This is a genomic window from Microbacterium sp. Root553 (assembly GCF_001426995.1).
In the GTDB taxonomy this organism is placed as follows: Bacteria; Actinomycetota; Actinomycetes; order Actinomycetales; family Microbacteriaceae; genus Microbacterium.
Map to the genome: position 1 here is coordinate 642,616 of NZ_LMFY01000001.1, position 15,696 is coordinate 658,311.

The following is a 15,696-nucleotide window of genomic DNA, read 5'->3' on the forward strand; positions in this document are numbered from 1 at the left end:
GTCCTATCGGGCCTGCGGTGCGGCGATGCGGTCGAGCACGCGGGCGATCACCGTCTCACCGCTCGTGCCCGAGAACTCCGCCTCGGCATCGAGCAGCAGCCGGTGCAGCCAGACGGGGCGTGCGAGCGTCTTGACGTCGTCGGGCAGCACGTAGTGACGTCCCTGCGAAGAAGCCCACACCTTGGCGATGCGCACCATGGCGAGAGCGCCGCGCACGGAGACTCCGAGTCGGGTCGCCGGATCCGTTCTCGTCGCCTCGGCGAGCTCGGCGATGTAGCGGAGCACGGCGGGCTCGACGTGCACGGTCGAGGCCAGGTCGGCCATGTCCGCGACGGCGCCGGTGGTGATGACGGGGGTGAGGGCCGCCGACGGGTTGCGCTGGGCGGCGCCGGCGAGGATGCTCTCGGTCACCGCCAGGTCGGGGTAGCCGATCGACGACTTGATGAGGAACCGGTCGAGCTGCGCCTCGGGCAGCTTGTACGTGCCCGCCTGCTCGATCGGGTTCTGCGTCGCGATCACGAGGAACGGTCGACCGGTCTCGTGAGCGGCGCCGTCGACGGTGACACGGGACTCCTCCATCACCTCGAGCAGCGCGGACTGCGTCTTCGGCGAGGCGCGGTTGATCTCGTCGGCGAGCACGATCGACGCGAAGATCGGGCCCCGATGGAACTCGAACCTGTGGTTCTGCTGGTCGTAGATCGTCACACCGGTCACGTCGGACGGCAGCAGATCGGGCGTGAACTGGATGCGCGAGCTCGTGCCCTGCACGGTGGCGGCCAGTGCCTTGGCGAGGCTGGTCTTGCCGGTGCCCGGGGCGTCTTCGAGCAGCACGTGCCCTTCGGCGAGCATCGCTGCCAGCACGAGCGAGACGATCTCGCGCTTGCCCTGCACGGCCCGGTCGACGTTGTCGACCAGGCGGGTGAAGGTGCCGTGGAACCACGCGGCCTGTTCGGAGGTCATTGTCATGCGATGGGGCTTCCTGTGTCTCGTCGGTGCAGGGCTGCGGGCGGAGCGGGGTCAGTACCAGGTCAAGGCGCTCGCGTGTCTGTCGAGCTCCTTGATGTAGACACGGATGGAGCTGCCCGGGTATCCGTAGTAGCAGTTGAGATCGACACTGCCGTTCTCGGGGACGTACAGCTTGGAGCTGCCGCCGTACTTGTTGCCGTCGTCGCACTGCAGCGAGTAGTTGCCGGGGCTGCGGAAGTTCTCGACCGTGAGGCGCACCTTCGCGCACGACGAGGTGTTGCAGTCGGGCCAGGAGCCCGATGCTCCCTTCTCGGTGCGCAGCATCTCGGCGGGAGGATCGCTCGTGCGCGCCGCATCGGATGCCTCGGGTGACCACTGACCGGCGGTGTCCTGCGCCCTCACCTTGATGTCGTGGTTCTGCTGGTATCCGTCGCCGACCGTGCGGGAACCCGAGATGCCGACGTTCTGCCAGCCGCCACTGTCGACGCTGATCTGCACGACCGCGATGTCGCGCCCGTTGGGCGAGCGCGTCGCATCCCAGGTGAGCTCCACCTGCGTGCCGAGGTTCCTGGCCGTGGCGCGGGGCGCCGACGGCACACCGAACGGCACCGCGGATGCCGCGTTCGACACCGCTCCCGCGTAGGTGGATCCGTCGACCGACGCGACCGCACGCACCTCGACGCTGTAGTTCGTGCCGTTGGAGAGGCCCGAGAGACGGGTTCCGGGGAGCCCCTGCCATCCGCCGCCGTTGAGACGGAACTCGTACGAGATCTCGTCGGCCCTGGCGCCGTTGCGGGAGCCTGCCGTGTACGCGATGTCGATGAAGCCGTCGCCGGGGGCCGCCGTGAGACCGCTCGGGGCGCCGGGTGCGGTGACACCGCGACGCGGCGGGGAGGACGCGCTGAACTCGCCCCAGCCCGCCTTGTTGTGCGCGCGGATGCGGTACGTGTACGCCGTCTCCGAGGTCGGCACCGTCACGGCCTGACTGGTCGCGGCGGCACCGGGGGTGATCGTGCGCACGAGCGTCGCACCCTCGTACACCTCGAGCTGGTAGCTGTCGATCGCGTCGCCGTTGTTGTTCGGCGTCGCCCAGTTCACCTGCATCTGCGCCTGGTTGCCGACCGGCGCGAGCTCCTGCGTGGTCGGGGCCGCTGCTGCTAGCGGCGGGCCCGCCGGGATCTCGGATGCCGACCAGGTGCTCCAGCTCGACGGCTCGGGCGCCTTGTTGTGGGCCTGGACGCGCACCTGGTAGTTCGAGCCGTTCTCGAGACCGTCCCAGACGATCGAGTTGCCCGTGACCTCCTTCTGCGAGATGCCGGACGGCGGGGCGGGCGAGATCTCGAGCGTGTAGCGCTCGACCGGCGACCCCGGGGTCGTCGGGGTGGTCCAGGCGACGGCGAGCGACTTGTCGCCGAACTTCAGCGTCGGGGGGTTCGGTGTGTCGGGCCTGGCGTCGGGACGGGCGACCTGCGAGGCCCCCGACTTCTCGCCTTCGCCGACGCGGTTGGTCGCCGTGACCTGGAAGGTGTACTCGACGTTGTTGGTGAGCCCGTCGAGGGTGCACGTCGTCGACTGGCATTCCTTGCGGTACGCGCTGCCCTGCACCGATGTGACCGTGTACTTCGTGATCTCGGCGCCGTTGTTCGACGGAGCGCCGTACGAGATCACGACCTTGCGGTCCTGCACGCTCGTGACGGTCGGCGTCCCCGGTGCCGCGGGCACGCCCTGCACCGTCACGACGACCTGACCGTTGACCTCGCGATCCGCGTCCTCCGTAGCGTCCTGGATGCGGTAGCGCACCACCAGGGATCCGACGTAGTCCGCGGCCGGGGTGACCACGAGCCGGTCGCCGTCGAGAGCCACGTCGCCGCCGCCGGACTCGACCACCTGGGAGACGATCTTGAGCGGCGTCTCCGGGAACGGGTTGAAGTCGTTCGCGAGCACGGGCACCGTGACAGGCTTGCCCTGATCGGCCTGCGGAACCGTGTCGGTGTTGGCCACCGGCATGGCCCTCGTCGAGGCGGAGACCACCACCGAGACGGTGCCCTCGACGGGTTCCGTCTCACCGTCGCTCACCCGCAGCTGCAGGGTGAGCGCTGTGCCCTTCTTCGCGTTCGACGACGCCTCGACGAACAGCGTGCTGCCCTCGGTGCGCGCGCTCACGCCGTTGCCCGTGCCGCCGAGGAGCGTGTACGTATGCTCGTCCTCGGGGTCGGGGTCGGTGGTGAGCGCCGCGAGGTCGAGCGTGCTCGCGTCCTCCCCCGGTGCCACCTGCACCTCGCCGGTGACGAACGTCGGCTGCTGGTTGTCGGGCGGCAGCACGGTGATCGGGATCGTGAGGGTCGCCTTGCGCCCCTCGGGATCGTCGGGTGCCGTGCCGTCGGTGACTTCGAAGGTCAGCGCGTCCTCCCCGAAGTAGCCGGGTGCGGAGGTGTAGGCGAGGGTCGTCTCATCCGTCACGAGGTCGGCGCCGTCCGCATGGATCGCGCTGACCTTCGCGTGCTCGGTGATGCGGGCGGTGCCGCCGCCCGCGACCATGACGTAGTCCGACAGCGGCAGCGAGATCGTCTCACCGCTCATGACCTCGACAGGCTTGGTGCCGTCCTTCAGCGCCGGACGGAGGCCGGCGACGGCGGGGACGAAGATGAACGCCGAGGCCTCGAGGCCGTCGATGTCGGTGAGCGTGTAGCGGATGAGCTGCTGCTCCTCGCCGACGGTGACCCGCACCTTGCCGCCCTCGACCGCCTCGGCGCCGTCGCCGAGCACGACCTCGAGGGACTCCCTCGTGCCGTCCGGGTCCTCGTCGTTCTTGAGGATGTCGATGTCGGCCGTGAGCTCGCCGTCGTTCAGATCTTCGGGGCGCACCCTGTCGTCGCGCGCCACGGGAGCCTGCAGCGGGACGTTCTCGTCGACGGTGATCGCCAGCACGGCGGATGCGGTCGCACCTCGCGAATCGCGGATCGTGTACTGCAGTGAGGTCTCGAGCGCACGGTCCGGCGCCTCCACGAGCACGCGATCGCCCGAGACGCGGGCGGAGAGGCCGTCGACGTCGGGCACTTCGAGTCCGTCGTTCTTCTCGCTGACGAGGATGATGTCCTCGCCCTCGGGGTCGGAGTCGTTGTCGAGCACCGGCACGGCGATCTCACGCCCCGGACGCACCACGACGGCATCCTTCACCGCATACGGCGCCTGGTTGACCTGCTCCGGGGGTGCGATCCCGACCCGGATCGTGGCCTCTCCCTCAGTTCCGAGGCGGTCGCGCACGCGGTATTTGAACGTGTCGACGCCTGCCGAGCCTTCGAAGGCCTCGTAGCGGAAGTAGTTCGCTCCCGTCTCGGTGATCCGCCCCTTGGTGGGGTTGGACGCGATGTCGAGCAGCTCGACCGAATCCCCGTCGGAGTCGATCCCGTCGAGCGGCACGGGGATGCTGACGGTCGTGCCGGCGAGCGCTCGCGAGACGATGTCCTGCGGGCGCGGCGCCGCATTCGTCTCCGGGTCGGCCGGCATGATCTGGATGGTGACGAAGCCCGCGGACTTCTGCTGGTGCTCGTCGACGGCCTCGTAGGTGAGGTAGACCGTCTTCGCCTCCGGCCCGGCCCTGAAGCGCACCGTGTCCTGCGAGACGAACGCCTCACCGTCATCCGGGTCGACGAAGGGCTCGATGAGCTCGGGGGCGACGTGCAGCACGTCATCGTTCGGGTGGGTGTCGTTGTCGAGCACCGGGATCGTCACCACGTCTCCCGCCCGCACGTAGGCGGTGTCGGGGCTGGCGGCCGGTTGCAGGATCTCCTCGGGCGCGGGGATCGGGATGATCACCACCTCGCCCTGTGCCGACTTGGTGCCGTTGGAGATCGTGTACGTCGCCCGCACCGGCTCGGTGAGCGCACCCTGATCGGTGATGCGCAGCGTCTCATGGTTGATCACCGAGACGGAGACCCCGGAGCTCGGCTCGAGGGAGACGGACTGCACGACCAGAATGCCGCCGCCCGGATCCGAGTCGTTCGCGAGGACACCCACGAGCACGTCGCCGCCGGAGCGGAGCAGCGCGACGTCGCGCACCGCGACGGGGGGCAGATCGCTCTCGGCCGCATCGAGGACATCGACGCGCACCAGGCCCTCGCCGTTCTTGGGTCCGGCCGTCGCCAGATACTGCACGTAGTACGTGTCGGGCGTCGCCGCCGAGAACGTGAACGTCTTGTTCGTGAAGTCGGGGACGACCGAGGCCCCCGGCACCTGCTCGTCGACCCTGCCGAGGCGCAGCGGTTCACGACCGGAGCTGGTGTCGTTCGCGAGCGGGGCGATCGTGACCTGCTCGCCGACGCGCGTGACCACGTGATCCGCGTTGGTCTTCGGGTCGGTGCTGCCGGGCGGACGCACATCGAGCGTGAGTGTGGTCGTGCCGATCTCGCCGAACGCGTCGGCGACCGTGACGTCGACGGACTTCTGCCCCTGCAGGCTCGCCGTCGCCTTGTAGGTGAGCTGACCGTCGGTGCTGAAGTCGACCTCGTCGCCCGGTGCGGCGATCACGGACTTCAGGTAGATGTCGTCGCCGTCGGGATCGATCCAGTCGGGGAGGATGTTGTACGAGATCGTGCCGCCGCTCTCGACCGTGAGGCTGGTCTTGCGCTTGGGCGTCGGTGCGCCGTTCGTCTCGGGGTCGCGCACCAGCAGAGTCACGACCGCGGTGTCGGTGCCCCCACGTCCGTCGCTCGCCTCGTAGGTGAAGGAGGACGCGCCGGACGCGTTCTCGTCGACGGCGATCTGCAGGGCACCGCCGTTCTGGATCGGCTGCACGGTGCCGATCGACGGCTGCGCGTCGACCAGCTCGGCCACGAGCACGTCGCCGTCGGTGTCGTTGTCGTTGTCGAGCACCGGCAGGAGCGTGGTGGCGCCGGGACGCACGCCGAAGGAGTCGTCCTCCGCGACCGGCGGCGTGTTCTCCTCCTTGCGATCGGGGAGTGTCGTCTCCACCGTCTCCTGGGTGGTGTCCTCCTCGTTCTCGGTCTCGCCCTCGGGCGGAGTGAGGTCGTTCCAGTTGTCGACCTGCTGCAGGCTCTCGTCCGCGAGCCACGCGGAGCCGTCGACGAGGTCGTTGAGGATGATGACGTCGCGATTGACGCGGAAGGTCAGAGCGGTCGAGTCCTCCGCGCCGTCGATGGTGTCGTTGACATCGCTCGCGTCTCCCGGGCAGTCCCGGATGAACGCCGCGGACCCCGCCCAGGCGCCGTAGAAGCAGCCGCGCAGCGAGACGGGGGTCGCCGGTGCGCCCTCGGATCCGGTGTCGACGGAGACCGGCTCGTCGCCGTCGAGGGGCACGCTCACGAGCGCTGCCCGGGTGGCGAAGACGACGTCGTCGTTCGCGGCCGAGGGCTGCTGGAGCACGGCGTCGGCGGCGTTGGAGACGGGGGTGCGGAAGCCTCCGGGGGTCGTGACGACGCCCGCAGCGGCGTCGAGGACGATCGGCGTGCGGCCGACGGCCGTGATGCTGGGCGCCTCCGTGCTGTCGATCTCGCCGACGGATTCCGTCGAGGGGTCGAGCGGCTGGCCCTCGTTGTCGACGGGGATGGTGACGACCTCGCCTCGCGACGGGGCGAGGCCGAACACGGTGCCGTCCTCGGCGACCGCGACGTCGGCGTCGTCGCCGAGCTCGACCGTGGGCGTCGCACCCTCGATCTTGAAGGCCGCGAGGCTCTTCACCGCCACGACCCACAGGTTGCCCGACGCGGGATCGAGGATCGCCGTGGTCTTGTCGCCGAGCGCGACCTTCGCGGATGCGGGGATCGCGGTCGAATCGCCCAGAGCGACGCGAGCGGGGTCGACCGCGGTCAGCGTCGCCGCACTGCGGTCGACCACGAGGACGTTCTTCTCGTCCTGCAGGATGTCGTAGTCGTCGCTGGCCGTGCGGAGGCCGCCGTCGATCAGCGTCGACTCGTGGTTGAAGTGCCCGACGAGGAGGTTCGAGCTCTTCGTCAGCCAGACGCCGCCGTCATTGAGATCGACCTGCGTGGTGGGGTTGCCCTCATAGGCGAAGGCCATGGTCGTGAGCGCCACCGCGCCGACGGACAGCACGGCGGCGGACGCCAGCATCTTCGGCCGCGCTCGCATCCACGACAGCACCCTCATGCCGGCTCTCTCCCCCGCGCGCTCTCTCATCCGTCCGTCCCGATCGACGGGCAGGGCAGCGCATCACATGAGTCTAACCGGCGCCCGCGTCAGCACCGATGGGCAGTTCTGCCCACGACGACGGCGAGGACTCCGGCGACGGAAGACGGCGTCAGGTGAAGACGACGAAGGCCAGAGCGACCAGGCCGCACACCGACACCGCGCAAGCCGCGGCGACCGCGGCCAGCACCCGGACGCTGGTGCGTCGAGCCGCTCGCGAGACCGAGACCGAGGCCGCACCGTCGTCGACCACCCGCGTGGGGGCGACCCCGCCCTCCACCGTCGGTGGATGCGACGGGCGCAGAGGCGCAGGCCGCGGTTTGTAGATGGCGGGCAGCGGCTCCATCTCGACCCGTCGAGCGGGTGCGGCGGGAATCGTCGCGTCGAGGTCTTCGGCGTCGTCCGTGGGCGAATCGGGTGCCGGCGGCCGCACCGTGCGGCCGACCACGACCGTGTGGTCCTCCGCATCCTCGACGGGCTCGCGGGTCGGGGCAGCCGCGTCCTCATCCGCCGCCCGATCGACGACCACCGTGCGGTCCTCCAGGTCGTCCTGCGCCGGGGGGAGAACGGGACGATCGCCCGCGGAGCGTCGTCTCGCGACGACGACCGTGTGATCCTCCACAGACTGCGCGGGCTCGCGCGGCACCGCGATCGTGCGGTCGTCGACCCCGTCGTCTGGCTCGCGCGGCACCGCGATCGTGCGGTCGTCGACCCCGTCGTCTGCGGCATCCGCGTACCCGTCCGCCTGCGCCTCCGACGCCTGAGCCGGGGTCCCGATGACCGGCGGATCGGTCGGCGCGGCATCCGACTGACGCGATCGGCGCGCGCGTCGGGTGGGCATCACGGTCTCCTCGACCGGGTCCTCGTGATCGACCATGTCAGCGACGCCCCCTCGCCGGAACCGTCGTGCCTTCGAGCATCGTCTCGGTGTGGATCGACATCGATCGACGACTGTCGGTCGAGTCGAGGGATCCCCCGCGCAGCCCGCCGGAGACGACGTCGATGACGATCACGGTGATGTTGTCGCGTCCACCGGACTGCTTCGCCCGGCGCACGAGCGCCGCGGCGGCCGTCTCGGGGCGCCCCGCCATCGTCAGGGTCGCGCGGATGCTCTCGTCGCCCACCTCGCCGCTCAACCCGTCGGAGCACAGCAGCAGCCGTTCGCCGTCGATCACCGGGACCAGCCAGCTGTCGGCGATGTTGTCGGAGGCTCCGATGGCCCGGGTGATGACGTTGCGCTGCGCGAAGCCGGCGAGGTCTTCGCGGCGCATCTCCCCGGCGTCGACGAGCTCCTGTCCCAGCGAGTGGTCGACGGTGAGCTGATCGAGCTCGTTGGCGAAGAGCCGGTACACGCGCGAGTCGCCCACGTTGAACACGAGCCAGTGCGGCGTGCCGTCGTGCTCGACCAGCGCCACGGCGGCGAGGGTGCTCCCCGCGCCGCGCGAGTGCTGGGAGGCGATCGCCTCGACGGTCTCGTTCGCACGCGCGAGAGCCGCGCCGATCTCGGCGGTGGTCACCTCGGTGCCGACCAGCGGCGCGAACGCCGCGACCACCGCAGCACTCGCCTTGTCACCCGCGTCGTGGCCGCCCATCCCGTCGGCCACCAGGAACACGGGCGATGCCGCGAGCACGGAGTCCTCGTTCATCGCACGCGTCAGACCGATGTCGGTGAGGGCGGCGACGTTGAGGACGACAGCGGAGGTGGTCACGAATCGGTCCCCACCTCGACGTGCATGCCGACCTCGCCGAGGACGAACCGTCCGGCGCCGATCACGCTCTCACCGGGGTCGAGCAGCGTCTCGGCGCCGTCATCCGCGACGACCACCACTCCGTTCGTGGAGTGCAGGTCGGTGAGGCGCCACTCGTCTGCCTGCACGATGAGGCGCGCGTGCGTCTTCGAGAGGGTGCGTGTGCTGTCGGCGATCGCCAGGCGCTGCTCCCCCGGCTCGCCGGTCGGATTGCGCCCGATCACGACGCTCGTCGCCGACAGGGCGAACGAGCGGCCGTCGTCGAGCACGAGAACCCGGCGCACGCCGCGTCGACGCGACACGACGACGGTCGCCTCGACGTCGTCGTCATCCTCACCGGCGTCGGCGGCCGGCGCGGCGAGATCGATCGGCGGCGAAGGCTGCGTCAGCGGGGGCGCGGACATCATCGGCGCGGGCCGGATGCCGGCTGCGGGGGCCGGTACGGGCGGATCGACCGTGTCCGCGACCGGAGCCGGCGGATCGACCGTGTCCACGACCGGAACGGGCGGATCGACCGTGTCCGCGAGCAGAGCCGGCGGATCGACCGTGTCCACGACCGGAGCCGGCGGATCGGCCGTGTCCGCGAGCGGAGCGGCCCAGAGCGGGGCGGCGCCGGACAGGGTCTGATCGATGTCGACCTCCGCATCGGTGTGCGGGCTCGCCTCGGCGGGCTGCGGTGCCGCGCGCGGAGGCTCCGGTACCGGCAGGACGACCGGAACGGGTGCCGGTGCGGTGAATCGCGGCGCGCGGGCATCGGGCGCGGGAGCCGCTCCCAGCCGATCGGGAAGCGAACCGACCCTCACCTGCGGGCCGTCGGAGGATTCGGCCTGCCCGGTCGATGCCGACGACTGCTCGGACGCGCCGACTGCTCGCGCGGGTGGCTGGGGAAGCGTCTCCAGAACGGGGTCCGAGGCCCCCTCTACCGGCGCGCTGACGTCATCGGTCGGCGGGCGGACGCCGTCGACATCGTGGGCCGCGGCCGACGGGATCGACGGAGGCACGAACGGCAGAGCCGACTCGGTGCGTGCGGGGCGCTCGACACCGGGGACCCCGACGATCAGGGATTCCGGTGCAGACGGTGCCGACGGTGCGGCCGCGTCGACGGAGGGGGGAGCCGGCGCGTCCGGGCGCGTCGGCGCAGGCGCGGCATCCACGGGTGGGAACCCGGGAGCCGCCGGAGCGAAGGTCGGTGCAGGCGGCACGAACGTCGGTGCCGCCGGCGGGAACGCGGGTGCCGGCCGCTCGAACGTCGGTGCCGCCGGCGGGAACGCGGGCGCCGGCCGCTCGAAGTTCGGCGTCGCCGGGGGTGGCGAGACGAAGGCGGGCGGAGCCGGTGCCGCCGGAGCATCCGGGGCGAACGATGCCGGCTCTCCGTGCGCGCTCTCGCCCCCCGGCGGAAGGATCGGAGGGGCGAGGTATCCCCTCGACGAATCGTGCGGAGGTGCGTCCTGCGGCGGCCCCTGACGGCGGGGGCCGGGCTGCAGCGCGGCGAGCCTGTCGCCCTCGGGATACGGCGGAACACCCCAGGCCAGGATCGATGCCCACACCGGCGGCAGCAACACGGCGAGCACGGTCGATCCGGCGCCTCGGCCGAAGCGACCGTTGATGCTGTGGACGGCCTGGATCTTCACGATGAGGCCGTAGATCTGCACGATCGGGATGAAGTAGAACACGACGTTCCACGCGGGCTTGCCGCCGAGCGTGAGGATCGTCGCCTCGTTGAGGATCGGGACCCAGCCCTTCCACCCCTCGACTCCGAGGCGCGTGAAGAGCTTCGACAGCGCGAGCGCGTACCAGACGTAGAGCGCGAGGCCGAGGACTGCGCCCACGCCCAGCGCGGCCACGAGCGTCGTCAGGACAGCGGGCCCTGCGCCGTCCACCGCCAGGTGCACCCGGTCTGCGACCTCGTTCATGCGTCTTCCTCCTGCCTGCCTGCGCCTGCGCCGGCCACTGCGAGCGTACCGACTGCGAGCCGATGGTCCGAGGACGCACGCGCGCGTCGGGGCGCCACCCTGGCCAGGAACGAGCGCAGACGCAGGTGCGAGCGCACGTTCTGCCAGCGGGTTCGACGCTCGGCGATCGCCGCGCGCTCCTCGTCGACGATCGTCCAGGCGGCTTCCGCGTCGGCCTCGGTAGGCGGATGCGCGGCGAACACGCCCTGATCGACGAGCTCTGCCAGTCGCGTGGCCGCCTCACGGTCGACGGCGACCGCCGCCTGCACGCGGGTTCCGAACCAGGGCGTCGGGCGCTCGTCGTCGGCGTACACGTCGACGAGCTCCTCCCACGCACCCACGAGTCGCGATTCCGGATCGCCCGCGAGACGGCGCGTGCGCTGCCGGATGTTCTTGGCGACCACCACCACCAGCAGCGGCAGCACGAGGAGCAGCAGCGCGAGAAGGCTGAGCCCGACGACGCGCGCGACGGCGAGCAGCGACGCCAAGGTGTCGGAGCCGCCTTCCTCGGGCGGCGCATCCGTGTTGCGCGAATCGCTCTGCGCCTGGGGCGGATCGAGCGCCTCGGAGCGCAGCTGCTCGGGAACGGTCGGATGCTCGGGGAGCTGCTCGCCCTCGGTGATCGTGCTCGGCAGCATCGCGGACTGAGGCGTGACGTCGACGGCCGTCCAGTCACCGCCCGACGACCGCACCTCCACCCACGCGGTCATGTTCGCGCCCGTGCACGCGGTGTCGCAGGCGGGTATGCCGGGGACCTCCTCGGCAGCGGGAAGACGCGCTCCGAGAACGACCCGGGACTCCAGGCCCCAGAGCTCGGCGAGCAGCGCCGCCGCGACGGCGAACTGCTCGTCATCGCCGACCGCGGCGACAAGCATCTTGGGATCGGCATCCGCCCCGGCCCGACGTTCCTGATCGACGAGCGACGTGAAGAGCTCCTCGATCCGCGCCGCGGAGTGCCCCGCGTAGGTCGGGGCGAAGGAGTATCCCCCTGCGCTCTTGAGCGCCGAGATCCATCCCGTGGCCTGCTCGTCCTCGAGCAGGGCGTGCGAGAGGTAGCCGCGGGCCCTGAGCCGGTCGATGACCTCGAGATAGCCGGCGCCGGTGCGCGGCTGCTCCTGCATGGTCGCCCACTCGGCGAGCGCCGGATACGCCTCGCTGTCGAGAAGCGAATCGCCACCGCGCACATCGGTCAGTGTGGGCGTCTCGTCGGGTGCATCCACGAGCACCCCGTAGCGGTCTCCCGGCTCGAGACCCTCACGCTCGTCGGATGTCTCGGCGATGGTGATCGCGGTATCGCCCTCGTCATCGACGTGGAAGCCGTCGGCGAGCTTCTCGGCGCGCGCGCCCTCGAAGGTCGGGGCCTGCGCGAGCCCTGCGGGTGCCGGCACCCAGATGCCGCGGTAGGCCTCGCCGACCGTGAACTCGAGCGAGAGCCGCCCTGCGTCGGGGGCCGCCGTGCGCGGCAGGCGGCTGAATCGGTCGTCGGGCGAGATGTGGAAGTCTTCTCCGTCGTACGCGTCGAGCGTGGCGATGCGGATGCGCTCGAGATCGCCCGTGTCACCCGAGATCGAGACGACCGGCTCGTCGAGCATCGACGTCGTGAACCAGGAGCGATACGTGCTGAGCGGGCTGATCTGCCGCTGCACGACCACCATCGGCTCGACGTCGTCGCGCAGGACCGTTCGGTCGGACCACTGGGCCGCGGCCGGGACCACGGCGACGCCGGCGACGAGCGCGACGATCAGCAGGACGCCGGAGAGCAGATGACGACGGATGCCGAGCCACACCGGCGCCGCACTGCGCGTGACGTTCTGCGCGGCGACGATGCGCAGCGCCTGCGCGCGCCGCAGCCGCGCGCGACCGATGAGCCAGACCAGTCCGGCGAGGAAGACGGAGATGCCGAGCAGCCATTCACGCGGAGCCGGCAGGGCGATGCCCCAGAGCGTGATCGCCGAGCTGGTTCCGATGAGCCCGAAGGCGATGCCGAACACGCTCATGGTCGACACGACGGCCACCGCCCATGCCGCGCGTCGACCGCCCTCGAGCACGAGCAGGGTGGCGGCGAAGGATCCGAACAGCATGACGACCATCAGCGGCACCAGGACCGCCTGGTACTCGCCGAGCGGCGGATTCAGGGTGAGGATCTGCTTCCATCCGAGCGCGACGCCGAGCACCGCGTCGCGGACACCGAGGAAGAAGGCGGGGATCGACGTCAGGGAGGAGGGCACGGCGAGCGGAGCGGCCGCGACCACGTAGACGCCGGCAGCGACGAGCGCCGACATCAGCAGATTCCAGCGGAGCACGCGCGCGACGACGGCGACGAGCATCCCGAGCAGGCCGCCCACGATGCCGACGATCAGCGCGCGCGGTGCGGCGTACAGCGGCCAGGCCGCGACGGTCGCCAGGCCGATGCCGAGCAGCACGTAGCCCAGTCCCCAGATGTTGAGGGCGGAGAGGAGCTCGCGAAGACGCCGGAGCGCGTCCCGCGCGCTCGCCGCAGCGCTCACCGCAGCGCTCCTCTGGCGAGCATCTGCGGCAGGTCTCCCAGCGCTCCGAGCGTCATCACCGACAGCTCCCGAGCCGTGCGCATGGTCGGCTCCTGGCCGAGTTCGGTGCGGACGGCCACGGCCTCGACCGCGGCGGGGAGAGCGATCGCCGAGCGGCGGAGTCGGTCCACCGGCATCCGGGATCCCGTCACGAGGAACGCGATCGACAGGTCGGGGTAGGACTGCACGGTCAGGGCGGTGACCGCCTCGATGCGCATCACGCTGTCTGCGGCATCGACGGTCGACGTCGCGTCGAGCATCGACTTCGGAGTGAGGGTCGGCAGCGTGCGGATCGCGAGCACCTCGTTGCGCGAGTGCTCGGGGATCTCGTCGCTGACGACGAAGAGCACGTCCCGCCCCTCGGTGACGCCCTGGAGCGCGAGGGATGCGGCGGCGCTCACCGCGGTCTCGAACTCGTCGTCGCTCTCGTAGGAGTCGGCCGCGAGGTCGAGGATGATCGCGATGCGGGCGTGCCGCGACTCCTCGTACTGGCGCACCATGAGCGTGCCGGTCTTCGCGGTGGATTTCCAGTGCACGTGCCGCTGCGAATCGCCGACGACGTACTCGCGCACGGCATGGAACGACAGGTCGGCGTCGACCAGTCTCGTGCTGGGGGTGCCGTCGAGATCGCGGATCAGGCCGGCGCTCGTGCTGGGGATGCGTACGGTGACGGGGTGCACGTGGATGCGCTGCACCTCGGGCCACCGCTGCTCGCGGCGCAGCAGGCCGATCGGGTCGCCGCGCGTGATCGTCATCGGGCCGACGTCGATGATGCCGCGGCGATGCGCGGCGATCGTCAGCTGCTCGGTGTGATGCCCGTCGGGACGCAGCAGCGGCACGTGCGCCTCGACCAGGCCCTCGCCGACGGGCACGTCGACGACGCCGGGGAGGGCGAGTCTCGTGCCGGTGTTGCGCACATCGAGAACCGCGCCGATGTCGGAGCCGGCGACGACGCGGTCGCGCCCGAGCTCCAGCCGGATGCTGTAGTCATGGGCGCCCAGGATGAAGGGCACGCACGCGATCAGCAGCACCGCCGCGATCGTCCCGACCGCCCACGCCTCGACCCAGCCCAGCAGCAGACCGCCGACGATCCCCAGCACGAGGGCCACGGCGACGAGCAGACCCGCGGTGGTCACGGTGTCGTTCAGCCACGACAGCGTGCCCTTCGCCGTGCGCGCGATTCCGCGCAGCATCCGACGCGCGCCGAACACCGCTCCCCGCACGGGCCCCCGGTGCGTGCGTTCGAAACGCGTCACCGTCGAGGTGCGGGTGGATGTGCTCGTGCGCGCGGCGGTGCGCGTCAGGCGCGATTCGGTGTTGAAGCTCACGCAGAGCCGTTCTCGCGCGGAGGTTCGACGTCGAGGAGGATCTGGCCGATCACCGCGACGGCGGTGACCCCGTCGAACTCGGCCTCCGGCTCGAGCACGAGGCGGTGGGCGAAGGCGACGACGGCGAGGTCGCGCACGTCGTCGGGTGTCACGAAGGTCCGTCCCGACTTCGCCGCCCACGCCGTCACGAGGCGCGAGAGTGCGAGGGCTCCGCGCACGCTGACGCCCAGTCGCACTTCGGAGGCGCGGCGCGTCGCGTCGACGATGCGCATGATGTAGTCGGAGATCAGCGGGTTGACGTACACCCCGCGCGCCATCTCCGCCATGGTGAGGATCGTGTCCGTGCCGACGATGCCGTTCAGCGGGGGCTTCGGGGCTGCCGCCCCCTGCAGGATGCGCATGGTGGCCGCGCCGTCGGGGTAGCCGATCGACGACTTGATCATGAAGCGGTCGAGCTGAGCCTCGGGCAGCCGATAGGTGCCCCCCTGCTCGATCGGGTTCTGCGTCGCCATGACGAGGAACGGCGAACCGACGGGCCGCGAGACGCCGTCGACCGTGACCGTTCCCTCTTCCATGACCTCGAGCAGAGCCGACTGCGTCTTCGGGCTCGCGCGGTTGATCTCGTCGGCGAGCACGATGTTGGCGAAGATGGGGCCCGCGTGGAACTCGAACGTGCCCTGCTTCTGGTCGTACACGGTGATTCCCGTGACGTCGCCGGGGAGCAGGTCGGGGGTGAACTGGATGCGCGAGCTCGTGCCGGTGATGGTCTGCCCGATCGCGCGCGCCAGCGCCGTCTTGCCCGTGCCCGGGAAGTCCTCGAGCAGCACGTGTCCGCCGCTGACGGCGGCGGCGAGCACGAGCTCGACCACATGGCGCTTGCCGAGGATCGCCTGCTCGACGTTCCCCGCGAGGATCGAGAAGGTCTCGGCGAACCAGGATGCCTGTTCGGGTGCGATGGTCATGGGAGCGGCGGCAGAAGCGGGCATACGGCAAC

8 protein-coding genes are annotated in these 15,696 nt (G+C 70.8%); all 8 read right to left on the reverse strand.

Going from position 1 to position 15,696, the window contains the following annotated elements; genetic code table 11:
* Positions 1-3: 3 nt before the first annotated feature.
* Positions 4-966, reverse strand: a complete 963-nt coding sequence (locus tag ASD43_RS02920) for an AAA family ATPase (protein ID WP_056413332.1) — start codon at positions 964-966, stop codon at positions 4-6.
* A 51-nt stretch (positions 967-1,017) separates the two neighbouring features.
* Positions 1,018-7,089 carry an Ig-like domain-containing protein gene (locus ASD43_RS02925; protein ID WP_056413335.1) on the reverse strand — a complete coding sequence of 2,024 codons (6,072 nt, stop codon included), beginning with the start codon at positions 7,087-7,089 and terminating at the stop codon, positions 1,018-1,020.
* Between the two features lie 151 nt (positions 7,090-7,240).
* Positions 7,241-7,969 (reverse strand): hypothetical protein, encoded by a 729-nt coding sequence (locus ASD43_RS02930; RefSeq protein WP_157550744.1) that lies wholly within the window; start codon positions 7,967-7,969, stop codon positions 7,241-7,243.
* 37 nt (positions 7,970-8,006) lie between these two features.
* Positions 8,007-8,837: a PP2C family protein-serine/threonine phosphatase gene (locus ASD43_RS02935; protein ID WP_056413341.1), complete on the reverse strand. Its 831-nt coding sequence runs from the start codon at positions 8,835-8,837 to the stop codon at positions 8,007-8,009.
* Positions 8,834-10,789 (reverse strand): DUF5684 domain-containing protein, encoded by a 1,956-nt coding sequence (locus ASD43_RS02940; protein WP_056413344.1) that lies wholly within the window; start codon positions 10,787-10,789, stop codon positions 8,834-8,836. Before ASD43_RS02940 ends, ASD43_RS02935 begins: the two co-directional genes overlap by 4 nt.
* The gene (locus tag ASD43_RS02945; protein ID WP_056413347.1) at positions 10,786-13,335 is read right to left on the reverse strand and encodes a transglutaminase domain-containing protein; all 2,550 of its coding nucleotides are present in this window, start codon (positions 13,333-13,335) and stop codon (positions 10,786-10,788) included. Before ASD43_RS02945 ends, ASD43_RS02940 begins: the two co-directional genes overlap by 4 nt.
* Positions 13,332-14,702 carry a DUF58 domain-containing protein gene (locus tag ASD43_RS02950; RefSeq protein WP_056413350.1) on the reverse strand — a complete coding sequence of 457 codons (1,371 nt, stop codon included), beginning with the start codon at positions 14,700-14,702 and terminating at the stop codon, positions 13,332-13,334. Before ASD43_RS02950 ends, ASD43_RS02945 begins: the two co-directional genes overlap by 4 nt.
* On the reverse strand, positions 14,699-15,664 hold the full coding sequence (locus ASD43_RS02955) for an AAA family ATPase (protein WP_056413353.1): 966 nt from the start codon (positions 15,662-15,664) through the stop codon (positions 14,699-14,701). Before ASD43_RS02955 ends, ASD43_RS02950 begins: the two co-directional genes overlap by 4 nt.
* Between the last annotated feature and the right edge of the window lie 32 nt (positions 15,665-15,696).